Source organism: Bradyrhizobium sp. CCBAU 53351, assembly GCF_015291745.1.
In the GTDB taxonomy this organism is placed as follows: Bacteria; Pseudomonadota; Alphaproteobacteria; order Rhizobiales; family Xanthobacteraceae; genus Bradyrhizobium.
The window spans coordinates 7,158,402-7,172,575 of sequence record NZ_CP030059.1; the positions used below are offsets into that span (position 1 = coordinate 7,158,402).

Here is a 14,174-nt window from a genome sequence, read left to right on the forward strand (position 1 = left end):
CGAGCGTCCGAAAATCACTTCGACGGCGATCGAACTGTCAACGCTGCTGACAACCTCCTGCCAGCTCACACCGCGTCCGGGAACTCGCCGATCGCGGCCTCCAGCCGCGCCCTGCGGCGGCGGGCCCAGGAGACCAGCGAGAGCACGACGAGACCGAGAATCACCGGCGGGAACACCACCAGGTTCACCGCCGACCAGCCGGAGCTGGCGAGCAGCTGCCCGGAGGAGAACGAGCCGATCGCCATCATGCCGAACACCAGGAAGTCGTTGAAGGCCTGCACCTTGTTGCGCTCCTGCGCGCGGTGGGTCTCCAGCACCAGCGCGGAGGCGCCGATGAAGGAGAAATTCCAGCCCACGCCGAGCACGACCAGCGTCGCCCAGAAATGCATCGCCGTGAGGCCGGAGAGTCCGATGCCGGCAGCACCGGCTTCCAGCAGCAGGCCGGCGGCCACGACCTTCGGGGCTCCGAAGCGGGCGATCAGCGTGCCCGTGAAGAAGCTCGGCCCGTACATGGCGACGATGTGCCATTGAATGCCGAAATTGGAATCGGACACGGACAGGCCGCACATCTTCATGGCGAGCGGCGCCGAGGTCATCACCAGGTTCATCATGGGATAGGAGATGACGCCGCACAGCGCCGCGGCGATGAAGCGGGGCTGGGTCACGATGGTGAGCAATGGCCGGCCGCCATGCAGATCGGCCGGCGCGGGCTTCGGGATATCGACGCCGGCGACGATGCCCATCGCGACAAGCGCCACGGCGGCCTGCACCAGGAAGCTGAAGGCGAACAGATAAGGCTGCCAGACATCCATGGTCCATTGCACGAGCTGCGGACCGAGCACGCCGGCGAACACGCCGCCCGCCATCACCCAGGACACCGCCTTGGGCCGGTAGGCCGCGCTGGCGCCGTCGGCAGCGGCGAAGCGATAGGATTGTGCGACGGAGCCGTAGAGGCCGCCGAGGAAGGTCGCGATGCAGAACAGCGCGAACGAGCCGTGCAGGATCGCGAACGAGCCGAGCAGCCCGGTCAGCGCGCCGAGGCCCGTGCCGATGACGAAAGCCACGCGGCGGCCGAAACGGCGCGAGATCGCGCCGGTCGGCAGCGTGCCCGCTGCGAGCCCCAGCACGTACATCGACAGCGGCACGGTCGCCAGCGACATGTCCGGTGCAAGCGTCGCGCCGACGATCGAGCCGGTGGCGAAGATCACGGCCGAGTTGGCGCCGGTCAGCGCCTGCGCGGCGGCCAGGCGCACCACATTGGCGCGCGCGCGGGCGTCCTCGGCAATCTCGTGGGTTGAAGTCACGTCAAGCATCGGCTGTTCCGCCCAACGGGCTTGGTTGATTCCCGGGCACTATGGAGGGACGCGAGTGGGCGGGCAACCGGCGCAAACGGGCGCAGGCCATGCCGGTGGCGCAATCGGCTGGATGATAGCGGGCCCGCGCGCTTGACGGCTTGCGCTCGATCAAATCCTATTCTCCGCGACTTCCAGGAGTTTCGCTCATGACCGTCGACGACAGGCCCACGCTCAACGCTCCCGACGACGATCCCTTCCTGTGGCTGGAGGAGATCGAGGGCAAGCAGGCGCTCGATTTCGTCGAGCGGCAGAACGAGCTGACGCTGCAGGCGTTCGGCGGCAAAGCCTACGAGCACGACCGCGATGTGCTCGCGGCGATCTACGATCGGCCGGACAACATTCCCTATGTCACCCGGCGCGGCAATGACCTGCACAATCTCTGGAAGGACGCCGTCAATCCGCGCGGCCTGTGGCGGCGGACGACGCTGGCGGAGTTTCGTAAAGCAACTCCTGCATGGGAGACCATGCTGGACATCGACAAGCTCGCAGCGAGCGAAGGCGAGGACTGGCTGCTGAGCGGCATCGCCACGACGCCGGGAAGCTCACGGGCGGTTCTGAGCCTGTCGCGCGGCGGCAGCGACGCGGTGACATTGCGGGAATTCGACCTCGGGACGAAGAGCTTTGTGGCGAACGGCTTCACGCTGCCGGAGGCCAAGGGCGGCGTCGATTGGCTCGATGCCGATACGCTGCTGCTGTCGAGCGCCCATGGCGAGGGCATGGCGACGAGCTCGGGTTATGCGCGGACCGTGCGGCTGTGGCGGCGCGGCCAGCCTGTCGATCAGGCCGAGGTGATCATCGAGACCACCGCCGACCACATGGTGATCTATGGCAGCACTGACGACACCGGGCCCGAGCCGCGCGTGTGGATCGTCGATCAGATCGACTTTTTCAATGGCGCGATCTGGCTGCGCGATGCGGCCGGCAGCATGACGAAGCTCGATCTGCCGACCGGCGTCTGGATGCAGGCCCATGGCGACTGGTTCGCGATCAAGCTGCGCAAGGACTGGCAGGTCGAGGGACGGACCTACGCCACCGACACCGTGCTCGGCATCTCGCTCTCGGCGTTCCTTGCCGGCAGCCGCGATTTCGCGGTGCTGTTCGAGCCGGCGCCGCGGCGCGCTCTGCAGGGTCTGTTCTGGGCGGCGGGCAAGCTCGTGCTGTCGATCCTCGACGAGCTGCGCCCGCACTTCGAGATCTGCACGCCGTCCGCCGCCGGCTGGCGCCGCGAGACGCTTGCTGGCCTGCCCGAGATCGGCGTCGTCGACGTCTGGGCGCTCGATCGTCATCCAAGCGAGAGCAACGGCGATCTGCTCGCCAATGTGCAGGATCCGCTCACGCCGCCCTCGCTGCTGCTGCTCGAACGCGGTGTCGCCAGCCCGACCGTGCTGAAGCAGGCGCCGAAGACCTTCACCGCCGACGGGCTCGTGGTGACGCAGCACGAGGCGATCTCGATCGACGGCGAGCGGATTCCCTATGTCCAGACCGGCCCGGCCAAGGAGACCGGCGATGCGCCGGTCTATATGAGCGCCTATGGCGGCTTCGCACTCGCGGTGAAGCCGTATTACAATTCCTCGCTCGGCAAGCTGTGGCTGGAGCGCGGCGGCACGACGGTGCAGGCGAATTTGCGCGGCGGCGGCGAGTTCGGCACGCGCTGGCACGACGCCGGCCGGCTCGCAGGCAAGAAGCTCTCGCATGACGATTTCGCCGCGGTCGCCGCCGATCTCGTCCGCCGCGGCGTGACGCAGCCGAAGCGCATCGCAGCCCAAGGCGGATCGAACGGCGGCATCCTCATCACCAACATGCTGGTGCGCTATCCCGAGCGCTTCGGCGCGCTGTTCTGCACCATCCCGCTGATCGACATGCGCCGCTACACCAAGCTGCTCGCGGGCGCGAGCTGGATCGCGGAATATGGCGACCCCGACAAGCCCGAAGAATGGGAGTGGCTGAAGACCTACTCGGCCTATCACAACGTGAAGGCCGGCCAACCCTATCCGCCGATCCTGATCGCCACCACGCGGCGCGACGACCGCGTCCATCCCGGCCACGCGCGCAAGATGGCGGCGAAGCTGCAGGCGATGGGCTACGAGGCCTGGTTCTACGAGCCGGCCGCCGGCGGTCACGGCTACGGCAAGGACAACAAGGAACGTGCGGGATTCGAGGTGCTGGGCTTCCGGTTCTTAAAGGAGAAGATCGGGTGGAGGGATGGTGAGGGCTGACGGCCGCTTGATGGGTAAACGCGAGCGTCGGGTGGTGCACCTCTCCCGCTTGCGGGAGAGGTCGACGTGCGAGGCACGGCGGGTGAGGGAGTGCACCTCCCACGTAGCTAGCGCGCAAACACCAGCGTCAGATTGTTCGCAGGCATGTCGGTGGAATCGACGAGGCGGAGGCCTGTCGCTTTCGCGAGCGCCTCGACGTCACTGACGTCGCGGACGCCCCATTCCGGATTGCCTTCCCGCAAGGAGGTGTCGAACACCGCATTGCTGAGCGCGGTGTGTTTGCCGTCGCGCTTGAAGGGGCCGTAGAGGAACAGCTTGCCGTCGGGACGCAGATAGCGGCCGGCCCCGGCGAACAGGCCCTCGGCCACCGCCCAGGGCGCGATGTGGATGACATTGGCGCAGAACACGGCGGCAAGGCTCGTCGGTGCCTGCCCGTTCTTCATCTCCACGCACCAGTCGGGATCGGTGAGATCGATGCGCAGGGGCGGGCGGATATTCGGCAGGCCCGCATACACGCGCCAGGCCTCGATGCTCCTGAGATGGCGCTGATTGAGGTCGCTCGGCCACCAGATCAGGCCGGGCGTGTGGCGGGCGAAATGGACCACGTGCTGGCCGGTTCCGCTGCCGAGTTCGACCACGTTGCCGGTCAGCCCGGCGAGTTGCTTTTCGAGCGCAGCCCAGATCGGCACGTGATTGCGATGGAACGCCGGCGCATCGAGCCGCCCGTCCGGCTCGACCCGCCCACCATCCCTGCCAAATTCGACGACATATTCAGCCAAGCGAGATCCCCAAAATATGTGAAACAACAACGAAGGCCTGAGGGCCAAACGCCCCTAGAATAATTTGCTAGCGCCAACCCGCTTGATGAACGAACTATCTCATCGGTTGCAATGCGCAGGATATTAACTCCATTTTGCTGCGTGCATAGTCTTGATTGTCAGGCGGTGCCCTTTGTGCTTTGGAACGCCTATATTTCCACAAACGAGATCATCGACATAACGCTCGGGACGATGCCTTGACCGCCATTCCTTGCAAGCCTGCCATCCTGGTGGCGCTGGCCTTCGCCGCCGCCGCTTCCGTGGCCCCGGCGCAGGCGCAATCCGCTGTGGCCGACGGCCAGAAGCTCGCCTTCGACCGCGGCAAGGGCAATTGCCTGACCTGCCACGTCATCAAGGGCGGCGACCTGCCGGGGACGATCGGTCCGGAACTGAAGGACCTCAAGGCCAAGTATCCCGATCGAAACGAGCTCACCGCGATCATCTTCGACGAGACCAAGCGCAATCCGCAAACCATGATGCCGCCGTTCGGCCGGAACCGGATTTTGACCGAACAGGAGATCAGCGCGATCGTTGATTTCCTGCAGACCCTGTAACGGCCGGCTGCCCAGGAGATTTGAGATGACCACGACCACCGGCCCGCTTGCGACGAGGCGCCTGATCCTTCAGGGCGCGGCCTGCGTCGCACTGCTCGGCCTCGGCAATCTGCCGTTCGCGGCGAGCCCCGCGCGTGCCGCCGCCAACGACAAATATCCTGAAGAGGCCTTCAAGCAGAAGAACGAGGCCGACGCGATCAAGGCGCTCTATGGCAAGACCGCCGAGCCCTCCGACAAGGTCAAGCTGGATGCGCCGGAGATCGCCGAGAACGGCGGCGTGGTGCCGGTGTCGGTGACGACGACGCTCGACAAGGTGAGCTCGATCTCGTTCTTCGTAACCGAGAACCCATACGCGCTCGCGGCGTCCTACAAGATCGCCGAGGGCACGATTCCTGCTGTCGCCAACCGATTGAAGATGGCCAAGACCACCAAGCTGGTCGCCATCGTCGAGGCTGACGGCAAGCTCTACAGCGCGACCAAGGAAGTGAAGGTCACCGTCGGCGGCTGCGGCGGCTAGGAGGATCGGTCCGATGGCATCAAGCATTCGCGTGCGCGCAACATCCAACGGCGACATCACCGAGGTGCAGGCGCTGATCCAGCACCCCATGGATACCGGCCTCGTCAAGAATCCCGCCGGCGAACTGATCCCCGCGCATTACATCCAGCAGCTGAAATTCGAATGTAACGGCAAGGACGTCTTTGTCGCCGATTGGGGCACCGCGGTCTCCAAGGACCCCTATGTGAAGTTCAGCTTCAAGGGCGCCAAGAAGGGCGACGAGCTCAAGATCTCGTGGACCGACAACAAGGGTGCGTCGGATACGACCACCGCGAAGATCGCGTGATGAAGACCCGCACCTGCCTGCTGCTTGGCTCGCTCAGCGCCGCGCTCGTCGCTTTCGCCCTCACCTCTCCGCGCGTCGTCGCGGCCGACAAGGTCGATCCCGTCGCCGACGCCAAGGCGTTCCAGAACTTCTTCTTCCAGAAGTTTCCTGATGTGAAGCACGAGGACTTCGTCAACGGTCCCTATTCCATGAACGCCGATCTGAAGCGGCAATGGCAGGAGAAGGAAGAATTCCCGCCTTACGAGTTCGCGCTCGATGCCGGCAAGGAGATGTTCGCGACGCCGTTCAAGAACGGCAAGACCTATGCCGACTGCTTCCCGAATGGCGGCGTCGGCATCCGCCAGAACTATCCCTATTTCGACACGAAGGAAGGCAAGGTCGTCACGCTGGAGCTCGCGCTCAACCGCTGCCGCGAAGCCAATGGGGAAGCGCCCTACTCCTACGTCAAGGACGAGATGGCCTCGCTGACCGCGTACATGGCCTACACGTCGCGCGGCAAGCTGATGGACATCAAGATTCCCGATGATCCGCGTGCGCTCGAAGCCTTCGAAAACGGCAAGCGCTATTTCTACACCCGTCGCGGCCAGATGAATTTCTCCTGCGCGAGCTGCCATGTGCAGAGTCCGGGCGAGCGCATCCGCGCCGAGATCCTGGCGCCGGCGCTCGGCATCCTGAACGCGATGCCGATCTACCGCTCCGAATGGAGCGGCATGGGCACGACCAGCCGCCGCTTCGTCACCTGCAACAGCCAGACTCGCGCAGTTCCGCTGGCGCCGCAGGCGGATGAATATCGCGACGTCGAATATTTCCTGTCCTACGTCGCCAACGGCCTGCCGATTTCGGGCCCGGGAGCGCGGCCATGAAGCGGACACTTGCCTTGGCCATGCTGCTCGCGCTCGGCCTCGTGGCCACGGCGCGCGCGGCAAATGAAGCAGACTACAAGGCGGCCTACACCGCCGCAGAAGCCGCATCGAAGGAGGCTGCCGGCTTGCGCAACCAGTGGACCGTGACCGTCTCTGCGCTGGCCGCGGCCAAAAAAGCGGCGGATGGCGGCGATTTCGACCGCGCCACCGCCGCGGCCAAAGAGGCCGAGGCGCTGGCAAAGGCGTCGATCTTCCAGGCGACGTCCGAAAAAGAAGCCTGGAAGGCGATGGAAATCCGCTAGACTGTTCGCTAGAGCTTCTTTTTGACGCGTTTTCTTCGCGCGAAGCGGTATCCGCTTCGCTCGAAAACGCTCTGGTGCAACAGCCTTGCGATCACTGAGGGCGCGGAGAATTTTTGGATGGCGATCCGCCGCCGCGATTTCCTGAAGTCTGCCGGCCTTGCCGCCGCATCGCTCAGCCTGCCGCGGTTTGCGCGTGGCACCGAGGCCGCGAGCCTTTACGACCTCGAGCGGTTCGGCAATGCGCGGATCCTGCACATCACCGACACGCATGCGCAGCTCAACCCGGTCTATTTCCGCGAGCCCAGCATCAATATCGGCATCGGCGAGATGGCCGGGCGGCCGCCGCATCTGGTCGGCCGCGCCTTTCTCGACCGTTTCGGCATCCGTTCCGACAGCGCAGATGCCTACGCCTTCACTTGCGTCGAGTTCGAGAAGTCGGCAGGCCGCTTCGGCAAGCTCGGCGGATTTGCCCATCTGAAGACATTGGTCGACCGCCTGCGTGCCGATGTCGGCGAGAAGCGTTCGCTGCTCCTCGACGGCGGCGATCTCTGGCAGGGCACCGGGCTTGCCAATGTCATGCAGGGCCGCGACATGGTCGAGGTCGCCAATCTGCTCGGCATCGAAGCGATGACCGGGCATTGGGAATTCACCTATGGCGAGCAGGTGCTGCGCGACAATCTCGAGCGCTTCAAGGGCGAGTTCCTGGCGCAGAACGTTTTCCTGACGGAGGAAGCCGCGTTCAACGACGCCGCCGCCTTCGACAAGGCCAGTGGGCGCGTGTTCAAGCCATCCATGATCAGGGAGATCGGTGGCCACCGCGTCGCGATCGTCGGTCAGGCCTTCCCTTACGTGCCGATCGCGCATCCCAAGCGGTTCACGCCGGACTGGACCTTCGGCATCCGCGAGGAGGAATTGCAGAAGCATGTCGATGCCTTGCGCGGCACCGAGAAGGTCGATGCGGTCATCCTGCTGTCGCACAACGGCATGGATGTCGACCTCAAGCTCGCAAGCCGCGTCACCGGGATCGATGTCATCCTCGGTGGCCACACCCATGATGCCGTTCCGCAGCCAATGCCAGTGAAGAACGCCGGCGGCACCACGCTCGTCACCAATGCCGGCTCCAACGGAAAATTCCTCGCCGTGCTCGATCTCGCGATCGATAAGGGCAAGGTCAGCGACGTGCACTACCATCTGCTGCCGGTTTATTCCGAGCTGCTGAAGCCCGACCCGGCAATGGCTGAGCTGATCGGCCGGCTGCGCGCACCGCATGTGGCCGACTGGTCGGCGAAGATCGCAACGCCGGACCGCCTGCTCTATCGCCGCGGCAATTTCTCCGGACCGGTCGACGAGCTGATCTGCACCGCGCTGCGCGCCGAGCTCGACACCGAGATCGCGCTGTCGCCGGGATTCCGCTGGGGCGTCACCGCGCTGTCCGGCCAGGCGCTGACCATGGAGGATCTGCTCGCGGAGACGGCGATCACCTATCCCGAGACTTATGTGCAGGAGATGACGGGCGCAGAGATCAAGGACGTGCTGGAAGACATCTGCGACAACCTCTTCAATACCGATCCCTATTACCAGCAGGGCGGCGACATGGTGCGCGCCGGCGGGCTCAGCTACACCTGCACGCCGAACGCCGCGATCGGCAGCCGCATCTCGGAGCTGAAGCTCAATAGCGGCAAGACGCTCGGCGCCAGCCACCGCTACAAGGTCGCGGGCTGGGCTTCGGTCACCGGCCGGCAGGGCGCTCCGGTGTGGGACGTGGTCGGCAAATATCTGCGCTCGGGCCGGATGTTTCCGGAACGGCTCGGCTCCGGCGTGACGCTGAGGGGCGTCGAAGACAATCCAGGCATTACGGGACAGGGATGAGGCGCGCGCAGATCCTCTCCGCGATGATGCTGGCGCTGCTCGCCTTCGCCGCCGTCTCGCCGGCCTCGGCACAACAGGTGCCGCTGCAGGACAAGCCGTTCGCCGAGCACAGGATCGTGCTGCAGCTCTCCGACGGCGATGCCAGGAAGCAGGCGCTGGTGCTGAGCGTCGCCAACAACCTGCTGAAGGCCTACGACCCCGACAAGATCTCGGTCGAAGTGGTGGCGTTCGGCCCCGGCATCGAGCTCCTGCTGTCCGGCAACGAGCGTCGCAAGCAGGTCGAAAGCCTGATCGCGCAAGGCGTGCGCTTCGACATCTGTCTCAACACGGTGGATACGATCGAGCGCGAGACAGGCAAGCGGCCGGAGTTCATTCCCGCGGCGACGCCGGTGCAGGTGGGCGTCGGGCAGATCCTGTTCCTGGCGGAGAACGGGTACACATTGGTGCGGCCGTAGGGCTGTCTGACCGTCCCCACAGTGTAACGCCCCCATTCGAGGGCATTCCCCGCGCAGGCGGGGAATCCAGTCCTTCGCAGCACCTCCGTATCCCACTTCGGCCTCCGCAATAACGGACCGCCGGCCCCCTGTGCGCAATTGCGCACCAGGCGGGGAATGATAACACACAACAATAATCTTCCATATTTTGCTCGCCTCGCAGCAAAATACTTCTCTCTCCGACCCCTGTTGTAGTAGAATCCTCGACATCAGTTCCACTGCCGGACCTCCTGCCATGATCTTCCGTCAGCTCTTCGACAGCGTTTCGGGCACCTACAGCTATCTCCTTGCCAGCCGTCCCGGCGGCGAGGCGCTGATCCTCGATCCCGTGCTGGAGAAGGTCGACCGCTACTGCCAATTGCTGCGCGAGCTCGACCTCAAGCTCGTCAAGGCGGTCGATACCCATCTGCATGCCGACCACGTCACCGGCCTCGCCGAGCTGCGCGACCGCACCCATTGCATGACGGTGATGGGCGACCAGACCAAGGCCGACGTCGTGGCGATGCGGGTCGCCGACGGCGACAAGGTGACGATCGAGGGCCTGTCGCTCGACGTGATGTACACGCCCGGCCACACCGACGATTCCTATTCGTATCTGATGGGCGACCGCGTCTTCACCGGCGATACGCTGCTGATCCGCGGCACCGGTCGCACCGACTTCCAGAACGGCTCGTCGCGCGCGCAATACGACTCGATCTTCAACCGGCTGCTCAAGCTGCCTGATGAGACGATGGTATTCCCTGCGCACGACTACAAGGGCGACACGGTCTCCACGATCGGCGAGGAGAAACGCTACAACCCGCGCCTCCAGGTGCGCTCGGTCGACGAATATATCGAGCTGATGGCCAATCTGAAGCTGCCCAATCCGAAGATGATGGACGTGGCGGTGCCCGCCAACATGTATGTCGGCCTGCATCAGGAAGAGCTGGAGAAGGAAGGCCGCGCGCTCAGCGCCGTCGAGGCGATTCGTGCGCTCGGCCGGCCCGACATCCTCCTGGTCGATCTGCGCGAGGCCAACGAGCGCGCCAAGCACGGCATGCTCGAAGGCGCGCTGCACACGCCCTATCCGTCCGTCGAGGACAGCCTCAAACCAGGCGGCATGCTGCGCGAGGTCGCGGCCGCGACGGGACGCCGCGTGGTGTTCTTCTGTGCCTTTGGGGAGCGCTCGGCGATGGCGGTGGCGGCCGCCAAGGCGGCCGGCCTCTCCAACACGGCGCACATTGCCGGCGGCGTGGATGCCTGGAAGAAGGCAGGCGGGCCGCTCGTGCATTGACGGGCTTGGCCAACGCCACGCGCGGTCCTTGCGCTACGTCAGGGACCGCTCATATTTCCAGGGTAGGATCGGGTGCAGCATCACCATCCGGGACCAGCCATGACCAAGATTTGCAAACCGGGCGAGCCGCCCAAAATGGCCGAGAAGAACACCGTCGAGAAGAAGCCGGCAGACAACAAGGCGAAGCTCCCCCCGCCTGCTCTCGATGACGACGATTACGAGGACGGCGACATCGCAACGCCCAAACGCGATCGCTACGGTGTGGACGACGAACCGTTGTGAGGGGTGGCCTCAAACTCCGCGGTCGTCGCCACCCGCACTACCTGCCATGCGCCTGCGTTCATGGACAAATAACCGCTCTCCCCGATAGTTTCCGCCTCCATCGGGAGTGAAACGGAACTGCAATGGTCGACGTTCTCGCCGCACCGCAGCAAGGCAAGGCGGACAGCGCGCTGCGCACGCTGACGGGAATCTCGATCGCGCATTGGGTCAGCCATTTCCATCTGCTGGTCCTGCCGATGCTGTTCCCGTTCCTCAAAGCGCAGCTCGGCGTCGGCTATATCGAGCTTGGCTTCGCGCTCACCGTGTTCGCCGTGGTGTCGGGGCTGACGCAGGCGCCGACCGGCTATCTCGTCGACCATTTTGGCGCGCGCAAGATCCTGCTGATCGGGCTGACCCTTGGCGGCTGCGCGCTGATCCTGCTTGGCCTGCATCTCAGCTATGTCTCGCTGATCGCCTGCGCCGTGCTGTTGGGTCTCGCCAACAGCGTCTATCACCCCGCGGATTACGCGATCCTCGCCGAGCACATGGACGAGGCGCGGATGGGCCGCGCCTTCTCTATCCACACCTTTGCCGGCTTTCTCGGCGGCGCGGTGGCGCCCGCGATCGTGGCTGGCCTCGTCACAATGTCCGGCGGCGTCGGCGCGCTGATCGCGTCCGGCGCGATCGGCATTCTGGTGGCGCTGCTGCTGCTCAGCATGAACATTCCCGACGCCGGCGCCAGCAAGAAGAAGCCCGGCGCCGAGAACGCGCCGAAGCAAGCCGTCATCACCCCGGCGCTGATCACGCTGACGGCGCTGTTCATGCTGCTCAGCCTGTCGGTCGCCGGCATCAACAATTTCGGTGTCGTCGCGCTGATGAGCGGCTACGGGACGTCCTATTCGGCGGCCAACGTCATGCTGACCGCGTTCCTCGGCGCCAGCGCCGCGGGCGTGCTCGCCGGTGGCTTCCTCGCCGATCATACCGAACGCCACGGTTACGTCGCCGCGGCCTGCTTTGCCGTCAACGCGGCCATCGTGCTGCTGATCGCGCTCGTGACGCTGCCCGGCTGGATCCTGACCGCTGCGATGACGCTCGCCGGCTTCCTCTCCGGCGTGATCGCTCCCTCGCGCGACATGCTGGTGCGCAACGCCGCGCCACCGGGCGCAGCGGGCCGCGCCTTCGGCATCGTATCCACCGGCTTCAATCTCGGCGGCATCGTCTCGCCGCTGCTGTTCGGCTGGATCATGGACCAGAGCGCACCGCACTGGGTGTTCGGCGCGTCGGTGATCTTCATGGTCGCGACCGTGGTGCTGTCGCCGTTCACGGAACGGAAGCGGGAAGCCAACGCGGCGACGCAACCCTGAGCGCACTTCCCCGCGGTTGACACTGCGCAGGCGCGCCTGAAAATGCGCCCAAGCAAAACAACCATTCGGGAAGAAACACCATGAGCACCCCTGATCTCGTGATCCGCGGCGGCACCGTCGCGGACGGACGCGGCGGCGAGCTGTTCGAGGCGGACGTCGCCATCACCGGAGGGAAGATCAGCGAGGTCGGGAAGGTCGCCTCGAAGGGACACGAAGAGATCGACGCACGCGGCAAGCTCGTGACGCCGGGCTTCGTCGACGTGCACACGCATTACGACGGCCAGGTCACCTGGAGCCAGGACATCACGCCGTCGTCGCAGAACGGCGTCACCACCGCGATCATGGGCAATTGCGGCGTCGGCTTCGCGCCTTGCAAGCCCGCCGACCACACCCGCCTGATCCAGCTCATGGAAGGCGTCGAGGACATTCCCGAGCCGGTGCTGAGCGCCGGCATTCCCTGGGCCTGGGAGAGCTTTCCGGACTACATGGACTGGCTCGCCAAGCGCGATTTCGACATCGACGTCGGCGCGCAGCTGCCGCATGCCGCGCTGCGGGTCTATGTCATGGGCGAGCGCGGCGCGCGCCGCGATCCCTCAACCGCGGAAGACAATGCTGCGATGGCAAGCCTCGCGGGCGAAGCGGTGCGCTCGGGCGCGCTCGGCTTCTCGACCTCGCGCACGCTCAATCATCGCACGTCGACCGGCGACTTCACGCCGACGCTGAAGGCCGGCGAGGACGAGCTCACTGCAATTGCCGGCGCCATGCATCGGCAGGGGCGCAGCGTGCTGCAATTCGTTCTGGATCTCTCCACCATCCACGAAGACCTGCCGATGATGCTGCGGGTGGCGGATGCCACCAAATGCCCGATCTCGTTCTCGATCACGCAGAACGACAAGGCGCCAAACCGCTGGCGCCAGACGCTGGACGAGATCAACGCCGCCGCCAGGCGCGGCCTTTCCATCACCGCGCAGATCGCGGCGCGCCCGGTCGGCCTGCTGTTGGGCCTCGAGCTGTCGCGCAACCCGTTCCAGACCCATCCGAGCTACAAGGCGATCGCGCATCTGCCGCTTGGAGAGAGGCTCGCGCGGCTGCATCAACCGGAGGTGCGCAAGGCGATCCTGAGCGAGACGGCGACAGCCACCGACGATCCGCTGTTCTTCCGGCCCAACTACGACAAGATGTTCCTGCTCGGCGATCCCCCCGATTACGAGCAGCCGCCCGAGAACGCATTGGGGCCGCAGGCGCGCAAGCAGGGCCGCCGGCCGGAAGAGTTCGCCTATGACGCGATGCTGTCGGACCAGGGCCGCGGCATGCTCTACGTGCCGTTCCTCAACTATGCCGACGGCATTCTCGACGCGACGCGCGAGATGCTGATCGACCCGCAATCGGTGCCGGGCCTGTCCGACGGTGGCGCGCATTGCGGCATCATCTGCGATGCGAGCTTCCCGACCTATCTCTTGACGCACTGGACGCGCGACCGCACGCGCGGCGAGAAGCTGTCGATCCCGTTCGTGGTCGCGGCGCAGTCGCGCAAGACCGCGCTGTCGGTCGGCCTGACCGACCGCGGGCTGATCGCGCCCGGCTACAAGGCCGATGTCAATGTGATCGACTATGACCGCCTGCACCTGCATCCGCCCAAGGTGCACTACGATCTGCCGGTCGGCGGGCGACGGCTGCTGCAGGATGTCGACGGCTATGATGCCACGATCGTGTCGGGCGTGGTGACGCGGCGGCACGGCGAGGCCACCGGCCGGCGGCCGGGGAAGCTCGTTCGTGGCGCGCAGGGGGTGAATTAGGCAGCGGCGCAGATGAGACGCGAAGGCGTATCGACAATCTCGGTGTCGTCCCCGCGAACGCGGGGACCCATAACCACAGGAAGAAGTGTGGCGGAGGATCGCAGCTCGGTACTGCGATCTATCATAACCGAGAGATCACGCGGTATGGGTCCCTGCGTTCGCAGGGA

The 14,174-nt window shown here is 65.3% G+C and carries 14 protein-coding genes; 12 read left to right on the plus strand and 2 right to left on the minus strand.

All coding sequences use genetic code 11. The annotated features are described in order from the left end of the window. Window positions 1-65: 65 nt before the first annotated feature. Window positions 66-1,313 carry an MFS transporter gene (locus XH83_RS34140; protein WP_194404943.1) on the minus strand — a complete coding sequence of 416 codons (1,248 nt, stop codon included), beginning with the start codon at window positions 1,311-1,313 and terminating at the stop codon, window positions 66-68. A gap of 188 nt (window positions 1,314-1,501) precedes the next feature. Here XH83_RS34140 and XH83_RS34145 point away from each other — a divergent pair, with 188 nt between their 5' ends. Continuing rightward, window positions 1,502-3,571, plus strand: a complete 2,070-nt coding sequence (locus XH83_RS34145; protein ID WP_194404944.1) for a prolyl oligopeptidase family protein — start codon at window positions 1,502-1,504, stop codon at window positions 3,569-3,571. A 107-nt stretch (window positions 3,572-3,678) separates the two neighbouring features. Here XH83_RS34145 and XH83_RS34150 read toward each other — a convergent pair whose 3' ends face one another. Beyond that, window positions 3,679-4,350, minus strand: coding sequence for a DUF938 domain-containing protein (locus tag XH83_RS34150; protein WP_194404945.1), 672 nt, complete (start codon window positions 4,348-4,350; stop codon window positions 3,679-3,681). Window positions 4,351-4,595: 245 nt separating this feature from the next. Between XH83_RS34150 and soxX the strand changes: the two genes are divergently transcribed. The 11 genes from soxX to XH83_RS34205 all read left to right on the plus strand — a co-directional run bounded on the left by soxX (window position 4,596) and on the right by XH83_RS34205 (window position 14,007). Further along, the gene (gene soxX, locus XH83_RS34155) at window positions 4,596-4,943 is read left to right on the plus strand and encodes a sulfur oxidation c-type cytochrome SoxX (RefSeq protein ID WP_371746372.1); all 348 of its coding nucleotides are present in this window, start codon (window positions 4,596-4,598) and stop codon (window positions 4,941-4,943) included. Window positions 4,944-4,968: 25 nt separating this feature from the next. After that, window positions 4,969-5,460: a thiosulfate oxidation carrier protein SoxY gene (gene soxY / locus XH83_RS34160; RefSeq protein WP_194404947.1), complete on the plus strand. Its 492-nt coding sequence runs from the start codon at window positions 4,969-4,971 to the stop codon at window positions 5,458-5,460. A gap of 13 nt (window positions 5,461-5,473) precedes the next feature. Further along, complete coding sequence (gene soxZ / locus XH83_RS34165; RefSeq protein ID WP_194404948.1) at window positions 5,474-5,785, plus strand: thiosulfate oxidation carrier complex protein SoxZ; 312 nt, start codon at window positions 5,474-5,476, stop codon at window positions 5,783-5,785. Further along, window positions 5,785-6,648, plus strand: a complete 864-nt coding sequence (gene soxA, locus XH83_RS34170) for a sulfur oxidation c-type cytochrome SoxA (RefSeq protein WP_194404949.1) — start codon at window positions 5,785-5,787, stop codon at window positions 6,646-6,648. Before soxZ ends, soxA begins: the two co-directional genes overlap by 1 nt. Then, window positions 6,645-6,950 carry a hypothetical protein gene (locus tag XH83_RS34175; protein WP_194404950.1) on the plus strand — a complete coding sequence of 102 codons (306 nt, stop codon included), beginning with the start codon at window positions 6,645-6,647 and terminating at the stop codon, window positions 6,948-6,950. Before soxA ends, XH83_RS34175 begins: the two co-directional genes overlap by 4 nt. A 117-nt stretch (window positions 6,951-7,067) precedes the next feature. Continuing rightward, entirely contained in the window at window positions 7,068-8,819 is a 1,752-nt protein-coding gene (gene soxB / locus XH83_RS34180) for a thiosulfohydrolase SoxB (RefSeq protein WP_194404951.1), read from the plus strand. Continuing rightward, window positions 8,816-9,274, plus strand: a complete 459-nt coding sequence (locus XH83_RS34185) for a hypothetical protein (protein WP_194404952.1) — start codon at window positions 8,816-8,818, stop codon at window positions 9,272-9,274. Before soxB ends, XH83_RS34185 begins: the two co-directional genes overlap by 4 nt. A 274-nt stretch (window positions 9,275-9,548) precedes the next feature. Further along, window positions 9,549-10,586 (plus strand): MBL fold metallo-hydrolase, encoded by a 1,038-nt coding sequence (locus tag XH83_RS34190; protein WP_194404953.1) that lies wholly within the window; start codon window positions 9,549-9,551, stop codon window positions 10,584-10,586. A 99-nt stretch (window positions 10,587-10,685) separates the two neighbouring features. Then, window positions 10,686-10,868, plus strand: a complete 183-nt coding sequence (locus XH83_RS34195) for a hypothetical protein (RefSeq protein WP_194404954.1) — start codon at window positions 10,686-10,688, stop codon at window positions 10,866-10,868. 122 nt (window positions 10,869-10,990) lie between these two features. Continuing rightward, the gene (locus XH83_RS34200; protein ID WP_194404955.1) at window positions 10,991-12,211 is read left to right on the plus strand and encodes an MFS transporter; all 1,221 of its coding nucleotides are present in this window, start codon (window positions 10,991-10,993) and stop codon (window positions 12,209-12,211) included. A gap of 80 nt (window positions 12,212-12,291) precedes the next feature. Next, window positions 12,292-14,007 (plus strand): amidohydrolase family protein, encoded by a 1,716-nt coding sequence (locus XH83_RS34205; protein WP_194404956.1) that lies wholly within the window; start codon window positions 12,292-12,294, stop codon window positions 14,005-14,007. Window positions 14,008-14,174 lie beyond the last annotated feature (167 nt).

What these genes read in the sequence shown, in the direction of transcription:
- XH83_RS34140 (WP_194404943.1), bottom strand. Translation starts at nt 1,313, where the DNA reads ATGCTTGACGTGACTTCAACCCACGAGATTGCCGAGGACGCCCGCGCG.
- XH83_RS34195 (WP_194404954.1), top strand. Translation starts at nt 10,686, where the DNA reads ATGACCAAGATTTGCAAACCGGGCGAGCCGCCCAAAATGGCCGAGAAG.
- soxA (WP_194404949.1), top strand. Translation starts at nt 5,785, where the DNA reads ATGAAGACCCGCACCTGCCTGCTGCTTGGCTCGCTCAGCGCCGCGCTC.
- XH83_RS34145 (WP_194404944.1), top strand. Translation starts at nt 1,502, where the DNA reads ATGACCGTCGACGACAGGCCCACGCTCAACGCTCCCGACGACGATCCC.
- soxY (WP_194404947.1), top strand. Translation starts at nt 4,969, where the DNA reads ATGACCACGACCACCGGCCCGCTTGCGACGAGGCGCCTGATCCTTCAG.
- XH83_RS34185 (WP_194404952.1), top strand. Translation starts at nt 8,816, where the DNA reads ATGAGGCGCGCGCAGATCCTCTCCGCGATGATGCTGGCGCTGCTCGCC.
- soxB (WP_194404951.1), top strand. Translation starts at nt 7,068, where the DNA reads ATGGCGATCCGCCGCCGCGATTTCCTGAAGTCTGCCGGCCTTGCCGCC.
- XH83_RS34205 (WP_194404956.1), top strand. Translation starts at nt 12,292, where the DNA reads ATGAGCACCCCTGATCTCGTGATCCGCGGCGGCACCGTCGCGGACGGA.
- XH83_RS34200 (WP_194404955.1), top strand. Translation starts at nt 10,991, where the DNA reads ATGGTCGACGTTCTCGCCGCACCGCAGCAAGGCAAGGCGGACAGCGCG.
- XH83_RS34190 (WP_194404953.1), top strand. Translation starts at nt 9,549, where the DNA reads ATGATCTTCCGTCAGCTCTTCGACAGCGTTTCGGGCACCTACAGCTAT.
- XH83_RS34175 (WP_194404950.1), top strand. Translation starts at nt 6,645, where the DNA reads ATGAAGCGGACACTTGCCTTGGCCATGCTGCTCGCGCTCGGCCTCGTG.
- soxZ (WP_194404948.1), top strand. Translation starts at nt 5,474, where the DNA reads ATGGCATCAAGCATTCGCGTGCGCGCAACATCCAACGGCGACATCACC.